This is a genomic window from Nocardia sp. NPDC058499, from assembly GCF_042719915.1.
Lineage (GTDB): Bacteria > Actinomycetota > Actinomycetes > Mycobacteriales > Mycobacteriaceae > Nocardia.
In genome coordinates, this window is the sequence record NZ_JBHXMZ010000027.1 from 1 (window position 1) to 18,433 (window position 18,433).

The 18,433-nt window shown below is 62.8% G+C and carries 12 protein-coding genes; 6 read left to right on the forward strand and 6 right to left on the reverse strand.

Annotated features, from left to right (window positions below; translation table 11 throughout):
• Nucleotides 1-1,307: 1,307 nt before the first annotated feature.
• The 6 genes from ACFWPH_RS34285 to ACFWPH_RS34310 form a co-directional block, all read right to left on the reverse strand.
• Nucleotides 1,308-2,288 (reverse strand): dihydrodipicolinate synthase family protein, encoded by a 981-nt coding sequence (locus tag ACFWPH_RS34285; RefSeq protein WP_378756467.1) that lies wholly within the window; start codon nt 2,286-2,288, stop codon nt 1,308-1,310.
• An 11-nt stretch (nt 2,289-2,299) separates the two neighbouring features.
• The gene (locus ACFWPH_RS34290; RefSeq protein ID WP_378756468.1) at nt 2,300-4,393 is read right to left on the reverse strand and encodes a hydantoinase B/oxoprolinase family protein; all 2,094 of its coding nucleotides are present in this window, start codon (nt 4,391-4,393) and stop codon (nt 2,300-2,302) included.
• A 15-nt stretch (nt 4,394-4,408) separates the two neighbouring features.
• Complete coding sequence (locus tag ACFWPH_RS34295; RefSeq protein WP_378756469.1) at nt 4,409-6,520, reverse strand: hydantoinase/oxoprolinase family protein; 2,112 nt, start codon at nt 6,518-6,520, stop codon at nt 4,409-4,411.
• A 64-nt stretch (nt 6,521-6,584) separates the two neighbouring features.
• Nucleotides 6,585-7,841, reverse strand: coding sequence for an MFS transporter (locus ACFWPH_RS34300; RefSeq protein WP_378756471.1), 1,257 nt, complete (start codon nt 7,839-7,841; stop codon nt 6,585-6,587).
• 568 nt (nt 7,842-8,409) lie between these two features.
• Nucleotides 8,410-10,065 (reverse strand): PucR family transcriptional regulator, encoded by a 1,656-nt coding sequence (locus ACFWPH_RS34305; protein WP_378756472.1) that lies wholly within the window; start codon nt 10,063-10,065, stop codon nt 8,410-8,412.
• Between the two features lie 384 nt (nt 10,066-10,449).
• On the reverse strand, nt 10,450-11,430 hold the full coding sequence (locus ACFWPH_RS34310) for a LacI family DNA-binding transcriptional regulator (RefSeq protein WP_378756477.1): 981 nt from the start codon (nt 11,428-11,430) through the stop codon (nt 10,450-10,452).
• A 138-nt stretch (nt 11,431-11,568) separates the two neighbouring features.
• Here ACFWPH_RS34310 and hisD point away from each other — a divergent pair, with 138 nt between their 5' ends.
• From hisD to ACFWPH_RS34340, 6 genes are all read left to right on the forward strand, one after another.
• Nucleotides 11,569-12,903 (forward strand): histidinol dehydrogenase, encoded by a 1,335-nt coding sequence (gene hisD, locus ACFWPH_RS34315; RefSeq protein WP_378756478.1) that lies wholly within the window; start codon nt 11,569-11,571, stop codon nt 12,901-12,903.
• Between the two features lie 21 nt (nt 12,904-12,924).
• Complete coding sequence (locus ACFWPH_RS34320) at nt 12,925-13,893, forward strand: cyclase family protein (RefSeq protein ID WP_378756473.1); 969 nt, start codon at nt 12,925-12,927, stop codon at nt 13,891-13,893.
• A complete protein-coding gene (locus tag ACFWPH_RS34325; RefSeq protein WP_378756474.1) occupies nt 13,890-14,663 on the forward strand; it encodes an SDR family NAD(P)-dependent oxidoreductase in 774 nt (257 codons plus the stop codon). The genes ACFWPH_RS34320 and ACFWPH_RS34325 overlap by 4 nt, the downstream gene beginning before the upstream one ends.
• Nucleotides 14,664-15,992: 1,329 nt before the next feature.
• Nucleotides 15,993-16,964, forward strand: a complete 972-nt coding sequence (locus tag ACFWPH_RS34330) for an FAD-dependent oxidoreductase (protein ID WP_378756475.1) — start codon at nt 15,993-15,995, stop codon at nt 16,962-16,964.
• Between the two features lie 119 nt (nt 16,965-17,083).
• Nucleotides 17,084-17,446 carry a glycosyltransferase gene (locus ACFWPH_RS34335; protein WP_378756479.1) on the forward strand — a complete coding sequence of 121 codons (363 nt, stop codon included), beginning with the start codon at nt 17,084-17,086 and terminating at the stop codon, nt 17,444-17,446.
• Nucleotides 17,395-18,196 (forward strand): IS5 family transposase gene (locus tag ACFWPH_RS34340; protein WP_378756476.1). Its coding sequence is split into 2 segments (ribosomal slippage): nt 17,395-17,652 and nt 17,654-18,196, totalling 801 coding nucleotides; the frame shifts between segments, so codons are not numbered across the junction. Before ACFWPH_RS34335 ends, ACFWPH_RS34340 begins: the two co-directional genes overlap by 52 nt.
• The last annotated feature ends 237 nt before the right edge of the window (nt 18,197-18,433 follow it).

An 18,433-nucleotide genomic window follows, 5' to 3' on the forward strand; every position in this document is an offset into this window, starting at 1 on the left:
TCGATTTTTGGTCTTAAGCAAATCGATTATCGCAGGTCAGAGCACCCTTTCGCCAATTCCGGCACTACGTGCCGGAATTGCACGAACAGGGGAGGGTAGTGCGGATCGGCAGTGCCGCTGCTTATCGCAGCCGTAGCTGCGGAGTCGACCAGCCAAGGGGGTTCGACCGGCCTGAGGCCAAGGCCCTGCACCGGTTTTCGCCGCTCATCGCGTCAACGCTGGCCCGCATGCTCACCTCAAGCATGCGCGCCGAGATTCGATCAGCGGCCTACCGCCGGTTGAGTCCATTGTGTTTCGCTGCGAGGAGGTCAGGGAGGGCTTATGTGTGTATCGCATCGTGCATCCAGGTCCGGGCGGCGGCGTAGTCGACAGCGTTCGATACCTGTATCGGCGGCCCGTGGGGTGGGCGGGACAGACGCTCATCAGAGTGTATCTCGATTCGCTCGGTACGGAAGGTAACGAAGGGAAGCCCGAGAGCGGCGCTGAGTGGGAGCGGATCCCGCAGCCAGGTCCGGCGTTCGCGGGCGAACCATGCGCGTAGGTGCAGCGCCAGAAGATCCGCCCATCTCGGTGCGTTGGGTTGTTCGAATATCTGGAGGAGCGGGGAGTTGGGAGTGATCTGGAGGGCGTCATGGTCGCTGTGGTCGCCCAGTATTATCCTAACCGGCGACCCGTTCGATCGCGATTCCAGCACATACCAAACAATTCGTCGCTCCCGGAATCGACGACAGCCTCATTCGCACCGGCTTCCACGTGGCACAACACCACCCCTCCGTGATACTCGACGCCCCGTTCCTCTCGATCCTCCGCGCAGCAGCCGACGCCGGGCAACCACTGGGATTCTTCCTACCACCGGCAGTCGTCTGTCATCTTCGTAATCTCGACTGGACCTGACCATCCGCATGGCAGCCCGCACGAGCCTTCGGTGGTTATGAGGACCGCGCCGTCCGTGTGGTAAGTAGCAGTCACGAATGCGTTCACTGCGTAGCCGCATTCAGGACACGATCCGAAGTGGTTCAGAATCTCCCGTCTGTGGTGCTCCAGAACGTTCGTGGAGCCTTTCGGATGTCCGTAGCTCTGCCGGTGCTGATGTAATTGTGTTTCCAATGTAATTCCCGGTACTTTGCGAGAGTCGCATCGTCGACGTCGTGTTGGGTGGGGTCTGCAGGTCCACACTTTTAAGCCATATGGTTGCATTCGACTCCGGTATCGCCGGGGTGACGCACAGGTGGCAGGGACCTCGAGGCCAGCTCGCGCGCTGTGAGCGAGGCCTCTGCCACCGGACCATCCGATTGCTTGCCCGGGCGCTAGGCCTGCTGGAGAGTGAGGGGCAGACCAATGCTTCGGAGGTCGTCGTGCAGTTCAGCGCGCGCCCGCTCTTCGATCTGCGTCAGCGGCGCACGAACCGGGCCGGCTGCCATTCCGAGGGCCTCGGTCCACACCTTCAGGTAAGCGATCGGCATGAGCTTGGACGCTTTCCACGGATCGTGCAACCACTTGTCCATCAGGTCACGCTCGGCGCCCAGCGTGTCGGCGATCGCCTTGGCGCCCTCGATGTCGCCCTTGAAGGCGAGCGCGGTGTAGTCCTTGATCGGAGTGTGACCGGGATACTGGATGACGTACGGGGCGGGAGACGACGTGTAGAGGCGGAATCCATGCTCCGTGATCAGCTTCAGCCACTTCCGCTCATCCGGGTCCGCAACGATCAGGCGATCGCCTGCCAAGCGTACGGTCTTGAGCGTGTGCTCCAACGGCTGGGGGTTCTTCACCGCCACCACGTTTTCGAGGTCGGCGAGTCGGTCGAGCATCTCAGGGGTCAGATTGATGCCGGTATATCCCGTGTTAGAGATGAGGATTCCGATATCGGTACGGTCCGAAATCCACTTGAAGTAGTCGTAGATCCCCTCCGTCGGGCTCACCATGAAGTACGGATTACCCAATGCGGCATACGTGGCACCGATCTGCTGAGCGTGATGCGTCAGCGACACGCTCTCCCGCGCCGAGTGGTGGCCTGTCTGGACGACGACCGGGACGCGTCCCGCGGCCTCCTCCACCACTGCCTCCGCAGCGCGGCGTCTCTCATCGAGGTCCAGTGACCAGAACTCGCTCATGAAGTGGCCGCAGAAGATCCCGTCGAGAAGGTCGTTCTCGACGTAATAGCGGACGTTGCTGCGCAGCCCCTTCTCGTCCAATTCGAAGTCGGACGTGAACGGGTAGGGAATCGCTCCCCAGACACCGGTCATGTTCTCGCGTGCATAGGTCTTGGCGTTCGATCGTTTGTAGAGCATTGGTGTGTCCTTCAGTCGTTGGAGGATATCGGGCCGAGCTCACGACGGGTGTCGCCGCGCTTGCGGATCTGGACGTCTACCAGGTATCCGCTCTCCGGGCAGATGTATTCGTGCAGTTGGAAGAAGGGGCTGTCGCCGTCCCACTTGCGTCCGACGAGCGGGCCGGCGCCGCCTACCGGACCGATGCGCTGTACCAGCGCTGGGTGCGATCGATGAGTGGTGATCGAGTCCTGTGTCGGGGCAATGCCGCCGAGCCGCTGGGTTCTGATCTGCAGTCGCAGCTTCTGCGTTGCGTCTTCGTCGTACTCGCCCGATGCGAATGCCACACCGTAGGAGTCGCGCGCTTCCTGTTCGGAAACATCACCCGCGGCCACGTCGGTCACAACCGAGGCGGGGTCGCGAAGGAGAGGATCCTCGAGGCCTCCACCTCCGTGGGGTGAGGTGACGAGGATGTCGCCGGCCTCGAGGCGCAGTCGGTCCTTGGACGACAGCCGTTCGATCTTCCCTCCCCACGCGCTGAGGTTGCCACCACGGTGCTCGCCGACCAGCCGATCAAGCGCGTCCGGATGCCGGATGACACTGGTGTTGACGCCGCCTCCCGGGTAGCCGCCGCCGAGACCGGCAGCACACGAGTGCTGCGCGCCTTGTGTGCTGACGGTGACGTTGAGCCGGCTCGTACCGCTGAGTGCTATCGCGCTCGTGACGGCCAGGCCACCACGGTGAACACCCGCGCCACCGGAGTCCTGTGCGCGCCGACGGAAGAGATACATCAATGGGCTGAGCCCTTCGACCGATTCCACATTAGGAACGTTGGCTTGCGGCACGGAGAGCATCCCCGCAGCCGTATAGCCGTCGTCGAACGACCGCGCGCCGCCGCCGCCCAGGTGGGAGTCGATGAGCATGGTGCCGAACGGCTCTCCGTACTGGTTCTCACCGAACACGTTGTACACAAACGGTGAACCGCTCCAGTTCGCCATTGCCGGTTCGACGCTTGCCGACGGGCTGTCGGTGATCATTCGTGCCACGGCAGACATTGCGGCATTGGACGTGTGGTGTGTCGCGCTGATCGATGCGCCTCCGACAGGCGCAGGGAAGCGGGCGTGATTGAGGGTGCCCTCGCGTGTCGAGATCTCGACGCAACGCATCACCCCTTGGTTCCATGGGATGTTCGCGCACAGTTGCGTCATGACAGGGGATAGCGAGCCGGCAAGCGCCCCCGCGTAGGTGCTGTTGATCGAGCCGTCGGTCTGATCGTCGGTCTCTGTGTAGTCGAAGTGGAGGGTCGTACCAGCCTTGTCGAGCTTCAGCCGGATGCCGAAAGCGCCATCTTCATGGCCGTTGTGGTCCATGAAGTCCTCTGCGAACCACTCTCCGTCAGAGATCGTTGCGAGCCTTTGGCGCAGCAGGAGTTCCGTGTAATCCATGCAGTCCTGCATCGTGGCCGAGACTGCCTCGACCCCGTATCGTTCGATCGTCTCCGCGAGCCGCTCCTTGACGACGTTCGACGAGGCGATCATGGCCCGCAGGTCGAGCTCAAGGGAGCTGGGGGTTCGCGAATTGGTCAGGTAGGTCGATACCGCGTCGTTCTGGGTGCGCCCGTTCCGCATCACCCGCAGGAATCGATATCGTGGGGCCTCCTCGTATGCGGTGTGAGCATCAAGGTTCCAACTGCCCTGCACAGGGCCTCCGACGTCGATCTGATGCACGATGCAGGCAGTCCAGGCGATGAGCGCGCCGTCGTGATGCACAGGAGCGACACAGCAAACGTCGTTCTGATGGAGGGCACCCATCCATGGATCGTTCGTGAGGTAGACGTCACCGACCCCGACTTCGTCTCCCAGCGATTCGATCGCGTTCCGCACCACCTCGGAGATTGCGGCGGTGTGATGGATGAGGTACTGGCCGAGCGTGACCAGGTTGCCGTCAGCGTCGGTGAGTGCGACACCGAAGTCATTGGCTTCCGATGCAACCGGCGATCCGGAGACGTTGATCACCGTCCTGCCCTGTTCGTCGTTGATTTGCCACAGTCGGTGGCGCAGCACCTCGAAGGTGATGGGGTCGGTGCGGGGAGTGAAGCGCTCTGCTTCAGCGCGTGCCAAACTCATGATCTATTCCAATCGTCAGTGGCGGACGTAGTAGTTACCGGTCTTATCCACTTCGAGGATTTGACCGGGGTGGAGAGGGATCGTGGTTCCGTAGGTGTCGATCACTGCCGGTCCGATGACGGTCTCGTCGGGTGTGAGCAGTTCGCCTCGATAGACCGGCGTGGGTGCGTACCCGCGATCCGGCCAGTAGACCTGACGCTCGCCTACGAGGGGGTCTCCTGACTCCTGGTAGCGGGGCTGACTGATCGTCGATGCGCTGCCGGGAGGGGTCACCGTCGCATCGACACGGATGGTAATGAGCTCCAACGCCGATAGCGTCGAACGTGCACCCTTGCCGTACAGCATCTCGTACTGGCGCTCGAAGTTCTCGACGATCTCGTCGAAGTGCGCCTGGGCGATGGGAAGGTCGGCGCGCACGGGTATCGTGAGTTCGTTCGTCTGGCCCTTGTACCGCAGCTCGATGTGGACCGCGAACGTGCCCTCATCACCGCGGACACCGTCACGTTCGAGCTGCTCGCGCATGTTGTCCGAGAGACTGCGGACGATTTCGTTGACCTCGTCGGTAACGGAGAGGTCAACGGGTTCGCCCTGCCGGATAATTGTCATGGGACGAAGGGAACGGCTAGAGAAGTGCCGAATATCGGACTGTCCAATTCCGAAGGCGGAGAAGACAGTCGCCGCGGCGGGGATGATGCTCGACTTCACGTCGACCTCGGGACCGTATCCAGTGCAGTGCGTCGGGCCGCACCCACCGAAGTTCACGAGCGTGAACGTGCGCGGGTCGTAGCCGCGTTCGATCGTCATCTGACGGACCAGATCGGCCATGTGGGAGTTCGCGATGCGGTAGATCCCGAATGCGGCTTCCTCAACCGAGATGCCCAGCGGCTTCGCAATATTTTCGTTGACGACCTCGATCGCCTTCTCACGGTCGAGTTTCATCGCACCGCCTAGGAAGTAGTCTGCGCTGATGTAACCGAGAACAACGTCGGCGTCCGTGACGGTCGCAAGCGTCCCGCCACGCCCATAGCACGCCGGCCCGGGGAACGAGCCCTGACTCTGGGGACCGAGCCGGAGTGCACCGACCTCGTCGAGCCAGGCCACGCTGCCACCGCCCGCACCGATACTCACGGCCTCCACGGCGGGCACACGCAGGATGTTGCGCTCGACAATGGTCTGGCTCGCCGTCTGAGGCGAACCGTCGACGATCAGTCCGACATCGAAACTGGTCCCGCCCATGTCGGCGGTGATGATATTCGGCTCGCCCAGCTGCTCCCCGAGTTTCTGCGCGGCCACGATGCCACCGACAGGCCCGCTGTGCAGAGAGGTGACCGATCGCTCAGCGAGCTCACTGGCCGGGGACAAACCACCGATCGACTGCATGATGAGGATCTCGCGGTCGTATCCGGTGCTCGACACGACGTGTTCGACGCCGCGCACATAGTTCTGCAGCGTGGGGCCGAGGAAGGAGTTGATCGCGGTCGTGTTGGCACGCTCGTACTCGCCGATGACCGGCACGAGATCACTCGATGTTGTCACGTAGATGTGCGGATGCCGTTGCGTAACCAGATGTTTCAGTGCCTGCTCATGTACCGGGTTGCGGAAGGACCAGAGCAGGCAGATGGCGAGGCCCTCGACCCCCTCGGCAGCGAGCTCATCCACAATCCGGGTTGCGTGTTCGACATCCAATGAAGCGATGACCTCGCCCTGATAGTCCACGCGCTCGATGACGCCTCGGATCAGGTCGCGGGTGACGATCGGTTCGGGTCGCTCGGCATGCCGGTAGTCGGTGATTTCCATTGCATCGAGGCCGGCCGTGCGGGAACGCACTCGTCCGATGAGCAGCGTGTCCTCGAAACCCGCCGTGGTGATGAAGCCGGTCTTCGTGCCCTTGCGCTGGATGAGCGCGTTCGTCGTCACCGTCGTGCCGTTGACGAACAACCGACACTTCGGCAGCACGCTGCTCGCGCTCTCCCCGAACCGGCCGGCGGCGGCGTCGATAGATTCCAGGAGTCCCTTGGCGGGCTCATGCGGCGTGCTGGGCGCCTTACCGACGAATAGTTCGCCGTCCGCGTCGACAATGGATGTGTCGACGAAGGTGCCGCCGGTGTCAGTGGAGATGAGATACATGGTCGATTCCAATCCTGTATTTGTTGCTGGTGGCGTAGATTTACGCCGAGAGGAGGGAGAATCCTTACCGGAACAGTTGCTCACTGGGTCGATAGGTGAACATGACGATCAGTGAAACGACGGCGAGAGCAACCATTACCGACGCGCCTGCAATTTGCCAACCGACCTTTGTGACAAGGAATGCCAGCACGTAGCCCGAGACGCTCGAGGGGATGTACAGCATGGCAACAAAGAGGCCAGTCGCTAAGCCACCCCTGTTTATAGGCATGTTTTTTTGCAGCAGAGACATACTGTTCGGGTAGACGATCCCGGTGAACAGCATGCCCATAAGGGAAGACAGGACAATCTGAATGGCGAACGCGTCGGACATCATGACGAATATCGAGCTGCCTACGATCATGAATCCGAACAACGCGATCAGATTGAGCCACTTCGGGTTCCACCGATCTGCCAGTAAACCGAGTGGAAAAGCAGTGATCCCGCCGATTCCGAAACTGCTCATGACGATTGCCGCTTCGTGCGTCGTGAAATCACGAACCGTGGTGAGGTACGTGGGATAAAGACCGAGGTATCCGTAGATCATGAAGCCGGTCACTGCCGCGACGACACAAAGAACTATGACGTTCCAGGGGGCCACTAGATTTCGTCCGACCGAGGACTGCCCTGCCTCCTCGGGCGATGCACTGTCGCCGAATGACCTCATTTGCGTGACCGAGCGAGGAACAAAGTTCCACAGCAGCATGACAATCACACCGAAGAGCGCCAGCGCGATCAGTGGTACTTGCCAATGGCCAGTGATTTCCATGAGGTTGGCACCGAACACGGGCGACAGCGCGGCGCCGAGACCGTACGCGGCCGTCAGTACACCCAACGCCATCGTGCGGCGGTGATGAAAGAAAGCGCCTGCCACAGCGAAGAGGGCTGCGTTCTGGATCCCTTCGCCGATACCGGTAAGCACGCGATAAGCAAACATGTCGAAAAACGAGATCGCCACGGCCTGGAGCCCTGTCGCGGCGGAGAAGATCCCGACGGATACGACTATTACGAGCTTGCGGTCGAACCTATCCGATATTATTCCGGCGGGTATGCCTGCCAGGCCGATCCCGAGCGTGAAAATAGTACTCAGGAGGCCGGCCGCTTCGATCGAGAAACCGTAGTGCCCCTGGATTTGAGGCAGGAGAATGGGGAAGATCTGACGATCCATCGCATTCAGCATGTTCGTTATCGCCATGATTACGAGCACAATCACCAGCCGCGTCGGACCAAGAGTGTGAGCACGGATGGTGGTTGCTTTCCGCAGGGGAGAGATTGCTTCAGTCACCGTCGACTCTCTTCATCGAGTGGAACCGTGGCCTGCGTCACAGGAATCGGTTGACACCTAGTTCATCACAGACACCTCTGGATGTATTGCTCGTAAGGGAGGACAATTGAGCGATATTTTCCTCAGTTTGGAGTACACCCGCTTGTTGGGGAGTCGCAGAAGCGCTGCTGAGGCGGATCCTGATCTGCCGGCCGCTCGATGGTGCTTGCCTGGGCTGGTCGTCGGGTGCTCGCCGCTCGCGTCGGCCAGGCCTGCCCGCATCACACAAGAAACCGCCCACGCAAGAGGAATCATCGCTGCATGACTTGACTGCTCGACGACAGCCTGAGTCATCGACCATCGTCAACAACACCCTGACCACGCCTGCGGAACCTGCTCGACCCGCTGTTGTGGCATGGCGCCCAGGTCTGACCGGAGGCCTGCTGATCGGGTGCGAGCCAGGAACGAGCGAGTTCGAAGTGCATCCGAGTTCGACACCGGTGTGAACAGACCTGCCGTGCGTCGCGGTTTTCCGCCCGATCGAAACGTAAGCCACCTCAGGTCGAGCGAGTTGCCTCAAGTTCGGAGATCACCAACGCAAGAGCACAAGACACAGCAACCGCTCGTCCGGGCTGCTCAAGTCGATGTCGAAAAGTTCGGAAATTCGCCGGAGCCGATACCGCAATGACGTCGTATGCAGATTCAGAGTCCGTGCCGCCTCCGGCACGTGCCCGTTCTTCGTCAGGTATACGCGCAAAGTCCGCGCATACTCCGATCCGTGCGCGAGGTCGTAGGCTCGAAGCTCGTCCACCTTGTCGTACCGGACCACCTGCTGCAGGTCCCGGGCAGCCTCCGCGAAGCGATCGAGCAACAGCGCCGCCGCAGACCCGTGCATCGTCATTACGCGGGATCTACGCGGCTCATGGCGCCGGAGCGATTCGAGCATCAAGTCGGCCTGGGTGCGCAGCAACGACAGATCAGCCAGGCTGTCCACGGTGCCCGTCACTGCCACGTGGAGTGGGGTTCGCAGTGTTCGAGAGCAGGACGCGAGCAATGCTTCAGCCAGGTCGGTGCTATTTCTGTCGTCGGTGTTCCGCGGCGCCGCTATGCAGTAGACGCCGTTCCCGATCGCCGAAACGGCGTAACTCGCCTGGGCAGCGCGACACGACAGCGCGACAGCGTTTTGCAACCGCTCCTTCTGGCGATCATCCAGATCGGCAGCTTCGCTATTGCGAATCACGATGAGCGCGACTCTGCTCACCTCCGAAAGGCCGAGCTCTTCAATATCCGAACGCGACACCGGTTCACCCGCGAGGAGTGCCCGCATGTGACTGGTCTTCGCGGCCCGTTCGGATGCGTCGAGCTCCATATGCCGACGCAAGTGTGGCGTGGCCGCAGCTGCCGCAACGCGCAGTCTATCGGCGGCGTCGACCGGCAAGGGGCTGTCGCCTTCCGCCAACCAGATCACGCCTCCGAACTGCCGATCCAATCTGATGGGAGTGATATAGCGCCGACGTTCCAGGAACGGTCCGCCGTCGAGCTCGATGACGTCTTCTGTGGTGCGAAGCCGCTCCAGCACGCCGATCGATTCCAAATAGCCCACCCACTCACCGGGCATGCTGCGCATCAGAATGGCTGCGTCGCGACCGGGATCATTGCCAACCCAGTCGATCGAGTAGCTGAGCACTGACAGTCGTGCATCCTCGATGATGACCGCGCCGCCCAGATAATCCGCCAACGAGTCCGCCAGCCGGTGAACATCACCCAGTGCAACAGTGCTGCCGACTGCGTCGGGCTGCATGCCGACAGTCGCGACGACCAACCTCGCCTCGTCCAACACCTGGATCCAGGGCACACCCTCCGGCTTGCACCAGACGGCGATTCCCGTCTCCTCAGTCAAACGCTGGGCAGCGGCGACATCAAACAATTCAGGAACATGGTCCAGAACAATCCCGGGCACGGTGGAAGGCGCAAGTGAAGCCACGAGCCGCGTCACGTCGCCATGCTCCGGCTGGCTGAGCCACAGTTGAACGTCACGGGAAGCACTCAGATCCGACTTCGGATCGAAGATCGCAACCCCGGTGACGTCACGAGCCGTCGATTCGTGACCGATTGTCGTCACCGGATAGACGAACCCGCTCCCGAGCATCGACGCGAAGGTTCGACTCGTCGGCAAGGCGTCCGACGTTCGACGGTCCGGCAGGTCGCGAGCGGACGCGACCTGGCCTCTCTCACCGGTAGCCATTGCCCCAGAGTATCGTCCCCGCCACTGCGCGAGCTCGGTCACGCAGAGCGTTCCGGGAACGCCGCCGACCCGGCGAGTAGGCGGTGCGCTGTGCATTCGTCCGTCGGGTGTCCTGTTGCTCGATGCGCGAAACTTGCTGGGCCGCCTCCGCAGAGTACGGACCGACGATCGCGAACCCACCATGAGCGACCCGAAATGGAACCCCAAGAGTACCGATGCGGTCACTGACTGCCACGCGCCCGCGCTCGAACGCCAACATGTGCGCCTGTACGGGGAGGATCGACGGCAGCACAGACCTTACCAGCGCCAAACTCGATGATGACGCGGAAGACCGTCAGGTACACACACACGCACAATGCTGAATCGGAGGCCCAGGCGGATCGTTCAGTTGGCCAGTAGCCGGCGCCGGATCATGGACGTGGGCAGGACAACCCTCTCATAGGGTCGCGTAGGATCCTCGATCCGCGAGATGAGCAGGTCCACCGCGGTCCTGCCCATCAGCGCAATGTCGGTGTGCACGGTCGTCAGATCGTAAACTCGACGGCCCGCGCTGGAGATGTCGTCGAAGCCGACGAGCATCGTGGAATCAGCCGCCCCTGCTGCCATCAGCGCATCAGCGGCACCGAGAGCGAGCACATCGTTCGCACAGAAGATTGCTGTCGGTGCGAGGCGCGACACCAGCCTGGCAGTGGCAGCGTAACCGACGCCGAATGTGAACTCACCTCGCTCGAAGTGATCATTCTGAAACACAATTCCACTGCGCTGCAACTCATTACGGAAACCTGAATCTCTTTCGCGACCGGTGCTGGTATCCTCCGGGCCCATCACGGCCGCCACCCGCACATGCCCGAGTTCCACGATCAGTTCCGCCGCCGCACGGGCGCCGGCAGCATTGTCGCTCACACAGCGATCCGCCTCGATGGCGGGGATCTCGCGGTTGGCGAATACAAATGGGATTCCGTGCCGACGCAGCTGCTGGGGGATCTGCGATCCGGCACGCGCCGTCGCGAGGATCATGCCGTCGAAAACACCACGCGCCCATCGATCCGGATCGAACGGTTCCGAGGGCGAGTCGGGAATGAGGACCGGACGAAATCCCGCAGCAAGCAGTGACTCCCGGATCGGCTCCACCAATTCGGGATAGAACGGGTTGGTCAATTCTCCGCTGAGAACCCCGATCGAGCCGGTGCGCCGCGTCGACAGGGCACGTCCGGCATCGCTGGGGACGTAGCCGAGAGTCGCTGCGGCCTCCCGAACTCGCCGCTGTGTCTGCTCAGCGACGCCGGGTGTGCCGCGCAGCGCCCGTGACACGGTCGACTGGTTGACACCGGCGAGCCGCGCGACGTCATGACTGGTTACTCCCATGGAACCCCTTGCTCGGCTACGCGTGTCGACTTCACATTGGCGACCGCGTCGACAGGATACCCGGAGGACTTGACTTCGCATACGTATGCATTCATTATCGGGACATCACACAAGTGCGACATCACACAAGGAGGAGCTGTGATCAAATACCTCAAGTCGGCGACGGCGTCGGCGGATGAGAACCTGCAGCGCGCGGCAGGTGTCCGGGCAACAGTCGAAGGCGTGATCGCCGACATCAGGGAGCGGGGCGACGCCGCGGTGCGGGAGTATTCCGCGAAGTTCGATTCGTGGGAGCCTGCATCATTCCGGCTGAGCCGGGAGCAGGTCGAGGAGATCGTCGCGACGGTGCCCGCGCAAGTCATCGACGATATTCGCGAGGTGCAGCGCAACGTGCGCGACTTTGCTCAGCATCAGCTGGACTCGATCAAGGACTTCGAGGTGGAGACCGCCCCGGGCGCTTTCCTCGGCCAGAAGAGCATTCCTGTCTCTGCCGTGGGTGCCTACATTCCCGGCGGCCGCTACCCGCTACTCGCGTCAGCACATATGACTATCCTGACGGCGAAGGTCGCGGGGGTTCCGCGGGTGGCTGCAGCGACACCGCCGATCAGAGGCGAGATCCCGGCGGCGACGATCGCGGCCATGAGCCTGGCCGGAGCGGATGAGATCTACCTGCTCGGTGGCGTTCAGGCCATTGCAGCCCTTGCTCTGGGCACCGAATCCATCGGCAAGGTGGACATGATCGCCGGCCCGGGAAACGCGTATGTCGCGGAGGCGAAGCAGCAACTGTTCGGCACGATCGGTATCGACCTGTTCGCCGGCCCGACCGAGACACTGATTGTCGCCGACGATCAAGCCGACGCGTTCGTGGTTGCGGTGGATCTGCTCTCACAGGCCGAACACGGCCCCGACTCCCCGGCCGTGCTGGTCACCACATCGGAAAAGCTCGCTCGGGCCGTCTCGGCCCACATCGATGCGTTACTGCCCGGGATGTCGACCCGTGACTTCGCCGAGGCGGCCTGGCGCGACCACGGTCAGATTCTCGTCGTGGACACGCTCGACGAAGCCTATGAGGTAGCCGATTCGTTCGCCAGCGAGCACGTCCAGATCCTGACCCGTGAGCCGCGCGTCGCCCTCGGGGCAATGCGGAACTTCGGTGCGCTGTTCCTGGGAGAAGGGACCGGAGTCTCTTTCGGTGACAAGGTGATCGGCACGAACCACACCTTGCCCACCCGCGGTTCCGCGCGGTACACCGGCGGCCTGTGGGTCGGAAAGTTTCTCAAGACGATCACATACCAGCAGGTCACGTCGAAGAAGTCGAGCTCTGAACTCGGAGAGTTGCTGGGCCGCGCCGCGCGAGTGGAGTCGTTCGAAGGCCACGCCCGCTCGGGAGACGTACGTGTCGCCAAATACACCAATGCGCCGTTCGACTGGATTCCGGACGGTGCGCTCAGCGAAACCGCAGGCACACTCTAGCCGGCAAAGGAGTCATCAACTATGCCATTCGGACACCCAGAGATCACGTTCGACCTTTTCCACCAACTGTACAAGTCCTGCTCCAACTGGGGCCGATGGGGAGAAACCGACGAACGGGGCACACTCAATCACATCACCCCCGACGTGATCCGCAACGCCGCCACGCTTGTGCGCACCGGCAAGGCGATCTCGCTGCAGCTCCCGCTCGACGGCAACGGCCCGCAGACGGGCGCATTCGGCAGGGTGAACCCTGTGCATCAGATGGCCGCGACCGGAACCGACCACCTGGCCCGCACCCAGACATACAGCAACGACCCGCTCGGGTGGGGCTTTGCCGACGACAGCCTCTTCCTGTTCCTGCAGGGCGGTACGCAGTGGGATGCACTCGGGCACATCTTCCGCGACGGGGTCATGTACAACGGCTTCAGCGCGGGCGAAGTCACGTCCACAGGAGCGAAGAAGGGCGATGTCGAGAACTTCCCGACCGTAGTATCGCGGGGTATCCTCCTCGACATCCCGAAGGTGAAGGGTCGCACACACCTGGAGCCGGGCGAGGCGATCTACCCCGAAGATCTCGACGAAGCGTGCGAGAAGCACGGCGTCCAGGTACAGCGCGGCGACGTAGTGCTCATCCGCACTGGCGACATGCAGGCGCGCAAGAACCTGCCTGCGTGGGGTGGCTACTCCGCGGGCGATGCCCCGGGACTCTCGCTGACGTGCGCAACGTGGCTGCACGAGAGGGAAGTCGCCGCAATTGCCACCGACACGTGGGGCGCAGAGGTCCGGCCGAACGAGCTTCCCGAAACCTTCCAGCCCCTGCACCTGATCATGTTGGTCTCGATGGGGCTGCTAGTGGGCGAGATCTGGCAGCTCGACGATCTCGCCGCGGACTGCGCCGAAGATGGTACGTACGAATTCCTCTTCGTGGGACCGCCCCTGCGCATCCCGGGCGCCGTCGGATCACCGCTGAATCCGCAGGTGATCAAGTGACCGCACCAGAGCCTTTCCACCCCACCGACACCTCTCTCACGGGCAAACACGCGTGGGTGACCGGTGGAGGCGGTGACATCGGCCGGGCCAGCGCCCTCGCGCTGGCCCGCGCCGGAGCCCACCTACACCTGATCGGTCGCAACGCAGACCGCCTCGACCTGGCCGCAGCCGACATCGCTTCCGCCGTAGGTCGTAGCCCTGCCATTTACCCGTTCGACGTCACTGATATCGTCGCTGTCACCGAGTTGTTCCAGACCGCGACCGTGGACGTGCTGGTCAACTCCGCCGGCACGAACATCCCACAGCACCTCGACGAGGTGCGCGCCGCCGACTTCGACACCGTGTTCGGCGTGAACGTGCGGGCCGCGTTCTTCGTGACACAGCAGGCCGTGCGTGCCATGCGCAGAGACGGCCGACCGGGTTCGATCATCATGATCTCCTCGCAGATGGGACACGTCGGCGGACCGAAACGGAGCGTGTACTGCGGGTCCAAGTGGGCAGTCGAAGGCATGACCCGAGCACTCGCGCTCGAGGTTGCCTCCGATCACATCAGAGTCAACACTGTCGCCCCGACATTCGTCGAGACAGAAATGACTCGAGAGTTCCTCGAGGACGCTTCTTTCCGGCAGTTCGTCCTCGGGAGCATTCCACTGGGCACGATGGCCAAGCCCGACGATGTCGCCGCCGCCGTCGAGTTCCTCGCGAGAGACAGTTCCCGCATGATCACGGGAACCTCCATCCGCGTCGACGGAGGCTGGACCGCCCAGTAGAGCCCACCGGATACGCAGCGACCTTGACCTGGCACCCATAGCGGTGTCGAGCCCGCTGCCGGAGTTGAGTCATGGCGCTGCGGTGAGGTTCTGTGAACCCTGCCATATTCGTCATGGTCGGCCCTTCCACCTCGATTTCAATGGTACCGGTGCGGTCCCGCTCGCGATCTGACCTGAGGCCGGTCACCACCTGCGACACCGTCAGTGGTTGGCGGCATACAGACCGGGGATCGTCGTACCGGATTCGGTCCGTACGGCACCGGTATCCTCGTCGACCTGCAGTCGCCGGCCCAGCGCCGCAGGTACATCTGGGGGACGTAGTGGTGGCAGCGTGTCCGCTGGGGGTTGTTCCGGGTGATCGCTTTCGACCGGTCAACTTCGTTGTCGGTCAGCCAACGGTTCTGGGGCGGGGCACCTCGAACATGGGAACGGGGACGAACTGCGGTTTTCGGGTGGGCGGTTGATGATCGAAGCCGATTATGAGTTATAGGTGGGTGGTGCTGCCGTCTTGCTGTACCGCTTGCCATCGTGCGATCGCGTTGAAGGTGTTGGCCTGAAGTCGTGTGAGTGTCTCTGCCTCGGCTCCGTCGGCGAGGATAATTTTCGAAGTCTGCTTCTGGTCCGTTTGTCCGTCGAGGCCGGCGGTCGGCGAGGTGTGGCTCGACGGGTTCGGTTGCACGGAGCGGCATGCGGGGGAGCATCCCGTATCAGTTGGTTTGCGAGGAAGGACACGCTCGACCCCTTGGTAATGCCGATTATTGGATGTCCGACCGAGCGCTTGATCGACACAGAAATGGAGGCGGAGATTTCCGGTCCGGGGTGCGAGGCGACACGGGAATGTTAGTGAACAATTTGGCAATACGACAATCTGTGTCGGTGGATGGCGACCGTATATGTCAGTCGGGGGACTGCGCGCCCGCGTTGGCGGGGTTGGTCGGCGCGGCGCGCTCGTGGTGCACGGTCGCGCCGCAACGGTGATAGCTCCTTTTCAGGTGGCCGCAGTGGGATTTCCACCTGACCGCTGACAAGGATCGTTGAGCGCTGAGATCAGCCGCACCGAGTGTCGCCTGGATCATGGCGGATTCAGGCGAGGGTAGTCAGTGCTTCGATTCCCGAGGTAACGCTCACGCGATCGTGCCGGGATCAGTCGTCCGCGGTGGTTTACGGCAAGTTCCGTCCTGCCGGGCCACTGAACCATGCAAACGCCGCCCCGAGGCGCGATTCGATGCCCTGGGCTGCGCAATCGAGCGAAATAGTGAATCGATTTATGCATCGAGCATGGCCGGGCACGGTACGCGCGTGAGCGCAACGAGTCAGAGGGATGCGGAGATGCCGATCGATATTGTGGTGGTGGGTGCGGGGCTGGCGGGTCTGGCCGCTGCGATACATCTGCAACGTCACGGTGTGGATGTGCTCGTGTGCGAAGCCGGCGACGAGGTGGGTGGACGGATACGAACGGACCGGGTCGAAGGGTTTCGGCTCGACCGCGGTTTCCAGGTGCTGCTGCCTGCCTATCCTGAGCTTCGGCGGCAGGTCGACTTGCCGCGGCTCGGGTTGCGACCGTTCACACGTGGGGTGATCGCTATGGGTGTGGACCGGCGGTGGTGGCTGACCGGTCCCTGGCACGGTCGGGCCGCGCTCGCCGGAGCAGCGGACCTGTTCGGGCACCGCCCTGTCGACGTCGCGGCGCTGGCAGCGCTTGCTCTGAGGGACGGGCTGGGCCCGGTCGCCCTGGCACGCAGACACACCACGCGCTCTGTTGCCGAGGAATTGCCGCACTGGCATCTGTCGGCAAGGACCATCGACGACGTGCTCCGCCCCTTTCCGGCAGGTGTGTTTCTCGACCCGCTGCTGAGCACCGATGCGAGAGTGTTCCATCTGATCTGGCGATGCTTTTTACGCGGTGGTGGGGCGGTGCCTGCCGAGGGTATGCAGGCTCTGCCTCAGCAGCTGGCCGGCAACCTCGCCGATGCAACGATTCGTACGGCCGCCGAGGCGTGCGCAATCGAGGGCACCCGGGTCCGTCTGCTCGGAGGTGAAACGATCTCCGCGCGCGGTGGTCGTCGCCACAGACGGCAGCACGGCCGCGCGACTGTTGCCCGAGGTCGACCCACCGAGCTGGCACGCTGTCACCACCTTCTACTACGCCGCGCCGCGCTCACCTCTGCGCTCGCCCACGCTGCTTGTCGATGGACACAGCGACCTCTTGCTCAACACCGTCGATCTCAGCGTTGTCGCGGAGCAGTACGCGCCGCCGGGACAGAGCTTGATCGCCGCATCGGTTCCCGGTCGCGCCGATGACGCACTCGAACCGGCTGTGCGGCATCGGCTCGCCCAGCTCTACGGCACCGACACAGCTGGTTGGCGACCGATTACTCGGGCATTGCCAGTGATGCGACCGGGTCATCGACTGTGTCGAGCTGTCCGGCTGGGTTCCGGGCGCTACCAACGGTGGATACGGCGGCGTGCAACACGCCCTGCGCTACGGCATACCTCTCATCGTCGCCGGAGAGACCGCGGATAAGGCCGAAGTCGCAGCTCGGGTCGCCTACACCCACACCGGGATCGACCTCGGCACAGCCTATCCGACACCCGCCGCCATCCACTGCGCGGTCGATCGGATCCTGGCCGACCCGAGTTATCGCACCGCAGCGCACCGGCTAAGAGATCAGTTCAGAATGAGCCTTGAAGTCTACTTGCGCTGCGCCGCAACATATTTGACAATCTCTCCGTGGGTGATGCGGTGGTGGCCGATGAGCTGTGGGTCAGGTTGGAGTCGTTGATTCCGGTGCCAGAGAGACGCTTCCGCTACCCGGGCCGATATCGGTCCGATGACCGGGCCGCGCTGGAAGGCATCCTGTACGTGGTCCGCACCGGTATCGGGTGGAACCAGCTGCCGACCGGGCTGTTCGGCGTCTCGGGTGCGACCTGCTGGCGTCGGTTGAGCGAATGGTCGCAGGCGGAGGTGTGGCAGCAACTCACGCGAAGGAGTGTTGAACGAACTCCGCTCGGCCGGACGTCTCGAGCTGTCGCGGGTCCTGGTCGATGCCTCACACATCCGGGCCCTCAGGGGGGACCATGTCGGCCCGAGCCCGGCCGACCGCGGCCGGCCCGGCAGCAAGCATCACCTGATCACCGACGCCACGGGAACGCCCTTGGCGATCACGCTGACCGGCGGCAACCGCAACGACGTCACCCAGCTCATCCCGCTCGTCGATGCCCTCCCCGTGATCGGGGGCCGTCGCGGCCGCCCCTGGCGCCGACCCGCACACCTGTATGCCGATCGCGGCTATGACCACGACAAATACCGCCGCATGCTCCGGGCCCGCGGTATCACGCCGGTCATTGCCCGCCGCAGCACCGACCACGGCTCCGGATTGGGCAAACTCCGGTGGCCGGTCGAGCGCGGCTTCGCATGGCTGCACGCCTTCAAACGGTTGCGGACCCGCTACGAACGCCGCGCCGATATCCATCAAGCACTACTGAGCCTGGCCTGCTCGGTCATCTGCCTCCGCAAGCTCATTCTGAACTGATCTCTAAGCCGCGACCTCATCGCCGCAACACCACTGGACACAATCGCCGAGGCACTCGCTGACCTCACACCCAACCCCGTCCCACTGGCCGATGCCGAATAACAAGGACTCCCACCGTGGATATAGACAATATCGACGCCGCACTAGAGTCTGTTTCATAAGCTGCGGCCGGATAACCACAGGTTGATCGCGGCGACGCGGACGGTTGCCAGGTAGCGGACAGCGAGTTTGTCATAC

Excerpts from the sequence above, each read along its gene's own strand:
- ACFWPH_RS34310 (WP_378756477.1), bottom strand. The coding sequence starts at position 11,430 with ATGGGAGTAACCAGTCATGACGTCGCGCGGCTCGCCGGTGTCAACCAG.
- ACFWPH_RS34285 (WP_378756467.1), bottom strand. The coding sequence starts at position 2,288 with ATGCTCTACAAACGATCGAACGCCAAGACCTATGCACGCGAGAACATG.
- ACFWPH_RS34295 (WP_378756469.1), bottom strand. The coding sequence starts at position 6,520 with ATGTATCTCATCTCCACTGACACCGGCGGCACCTTCGTCGACACATCC.
- ACFWPH_RS34320 (WP_378756473.1), top strand. The coding sequence starts at position 12,925 with ATGCCATTCGGACACCCAGAGATCACGTTCGACCTTTTCCACCAACTG.
- ACFWPH_RS34305 (WP_378756472.1), bottom strand. The coding sequence starts at position 10,065 with ATGGCTACCGGTGAGAGAGGCCAGGTCGCGTCCGCTCGCGACCTGCCG.
- ACFWPH_RS34330 (WP_378756475.1), top strand. The coding sequence starts at position 15,993 with ATGCCGATCGATATTGTGGTGGTGGGTGCGGGGCTGGCGGGTCTGGCC.
- ACFWPH_RS34290 (WP_378756468.1), bottom strand. The coding sequence starts at position 4,393 with ATGAGTTTGGCACGCGCTGAAGCAGAGCGCTTCACTCCCCGCACCGAC.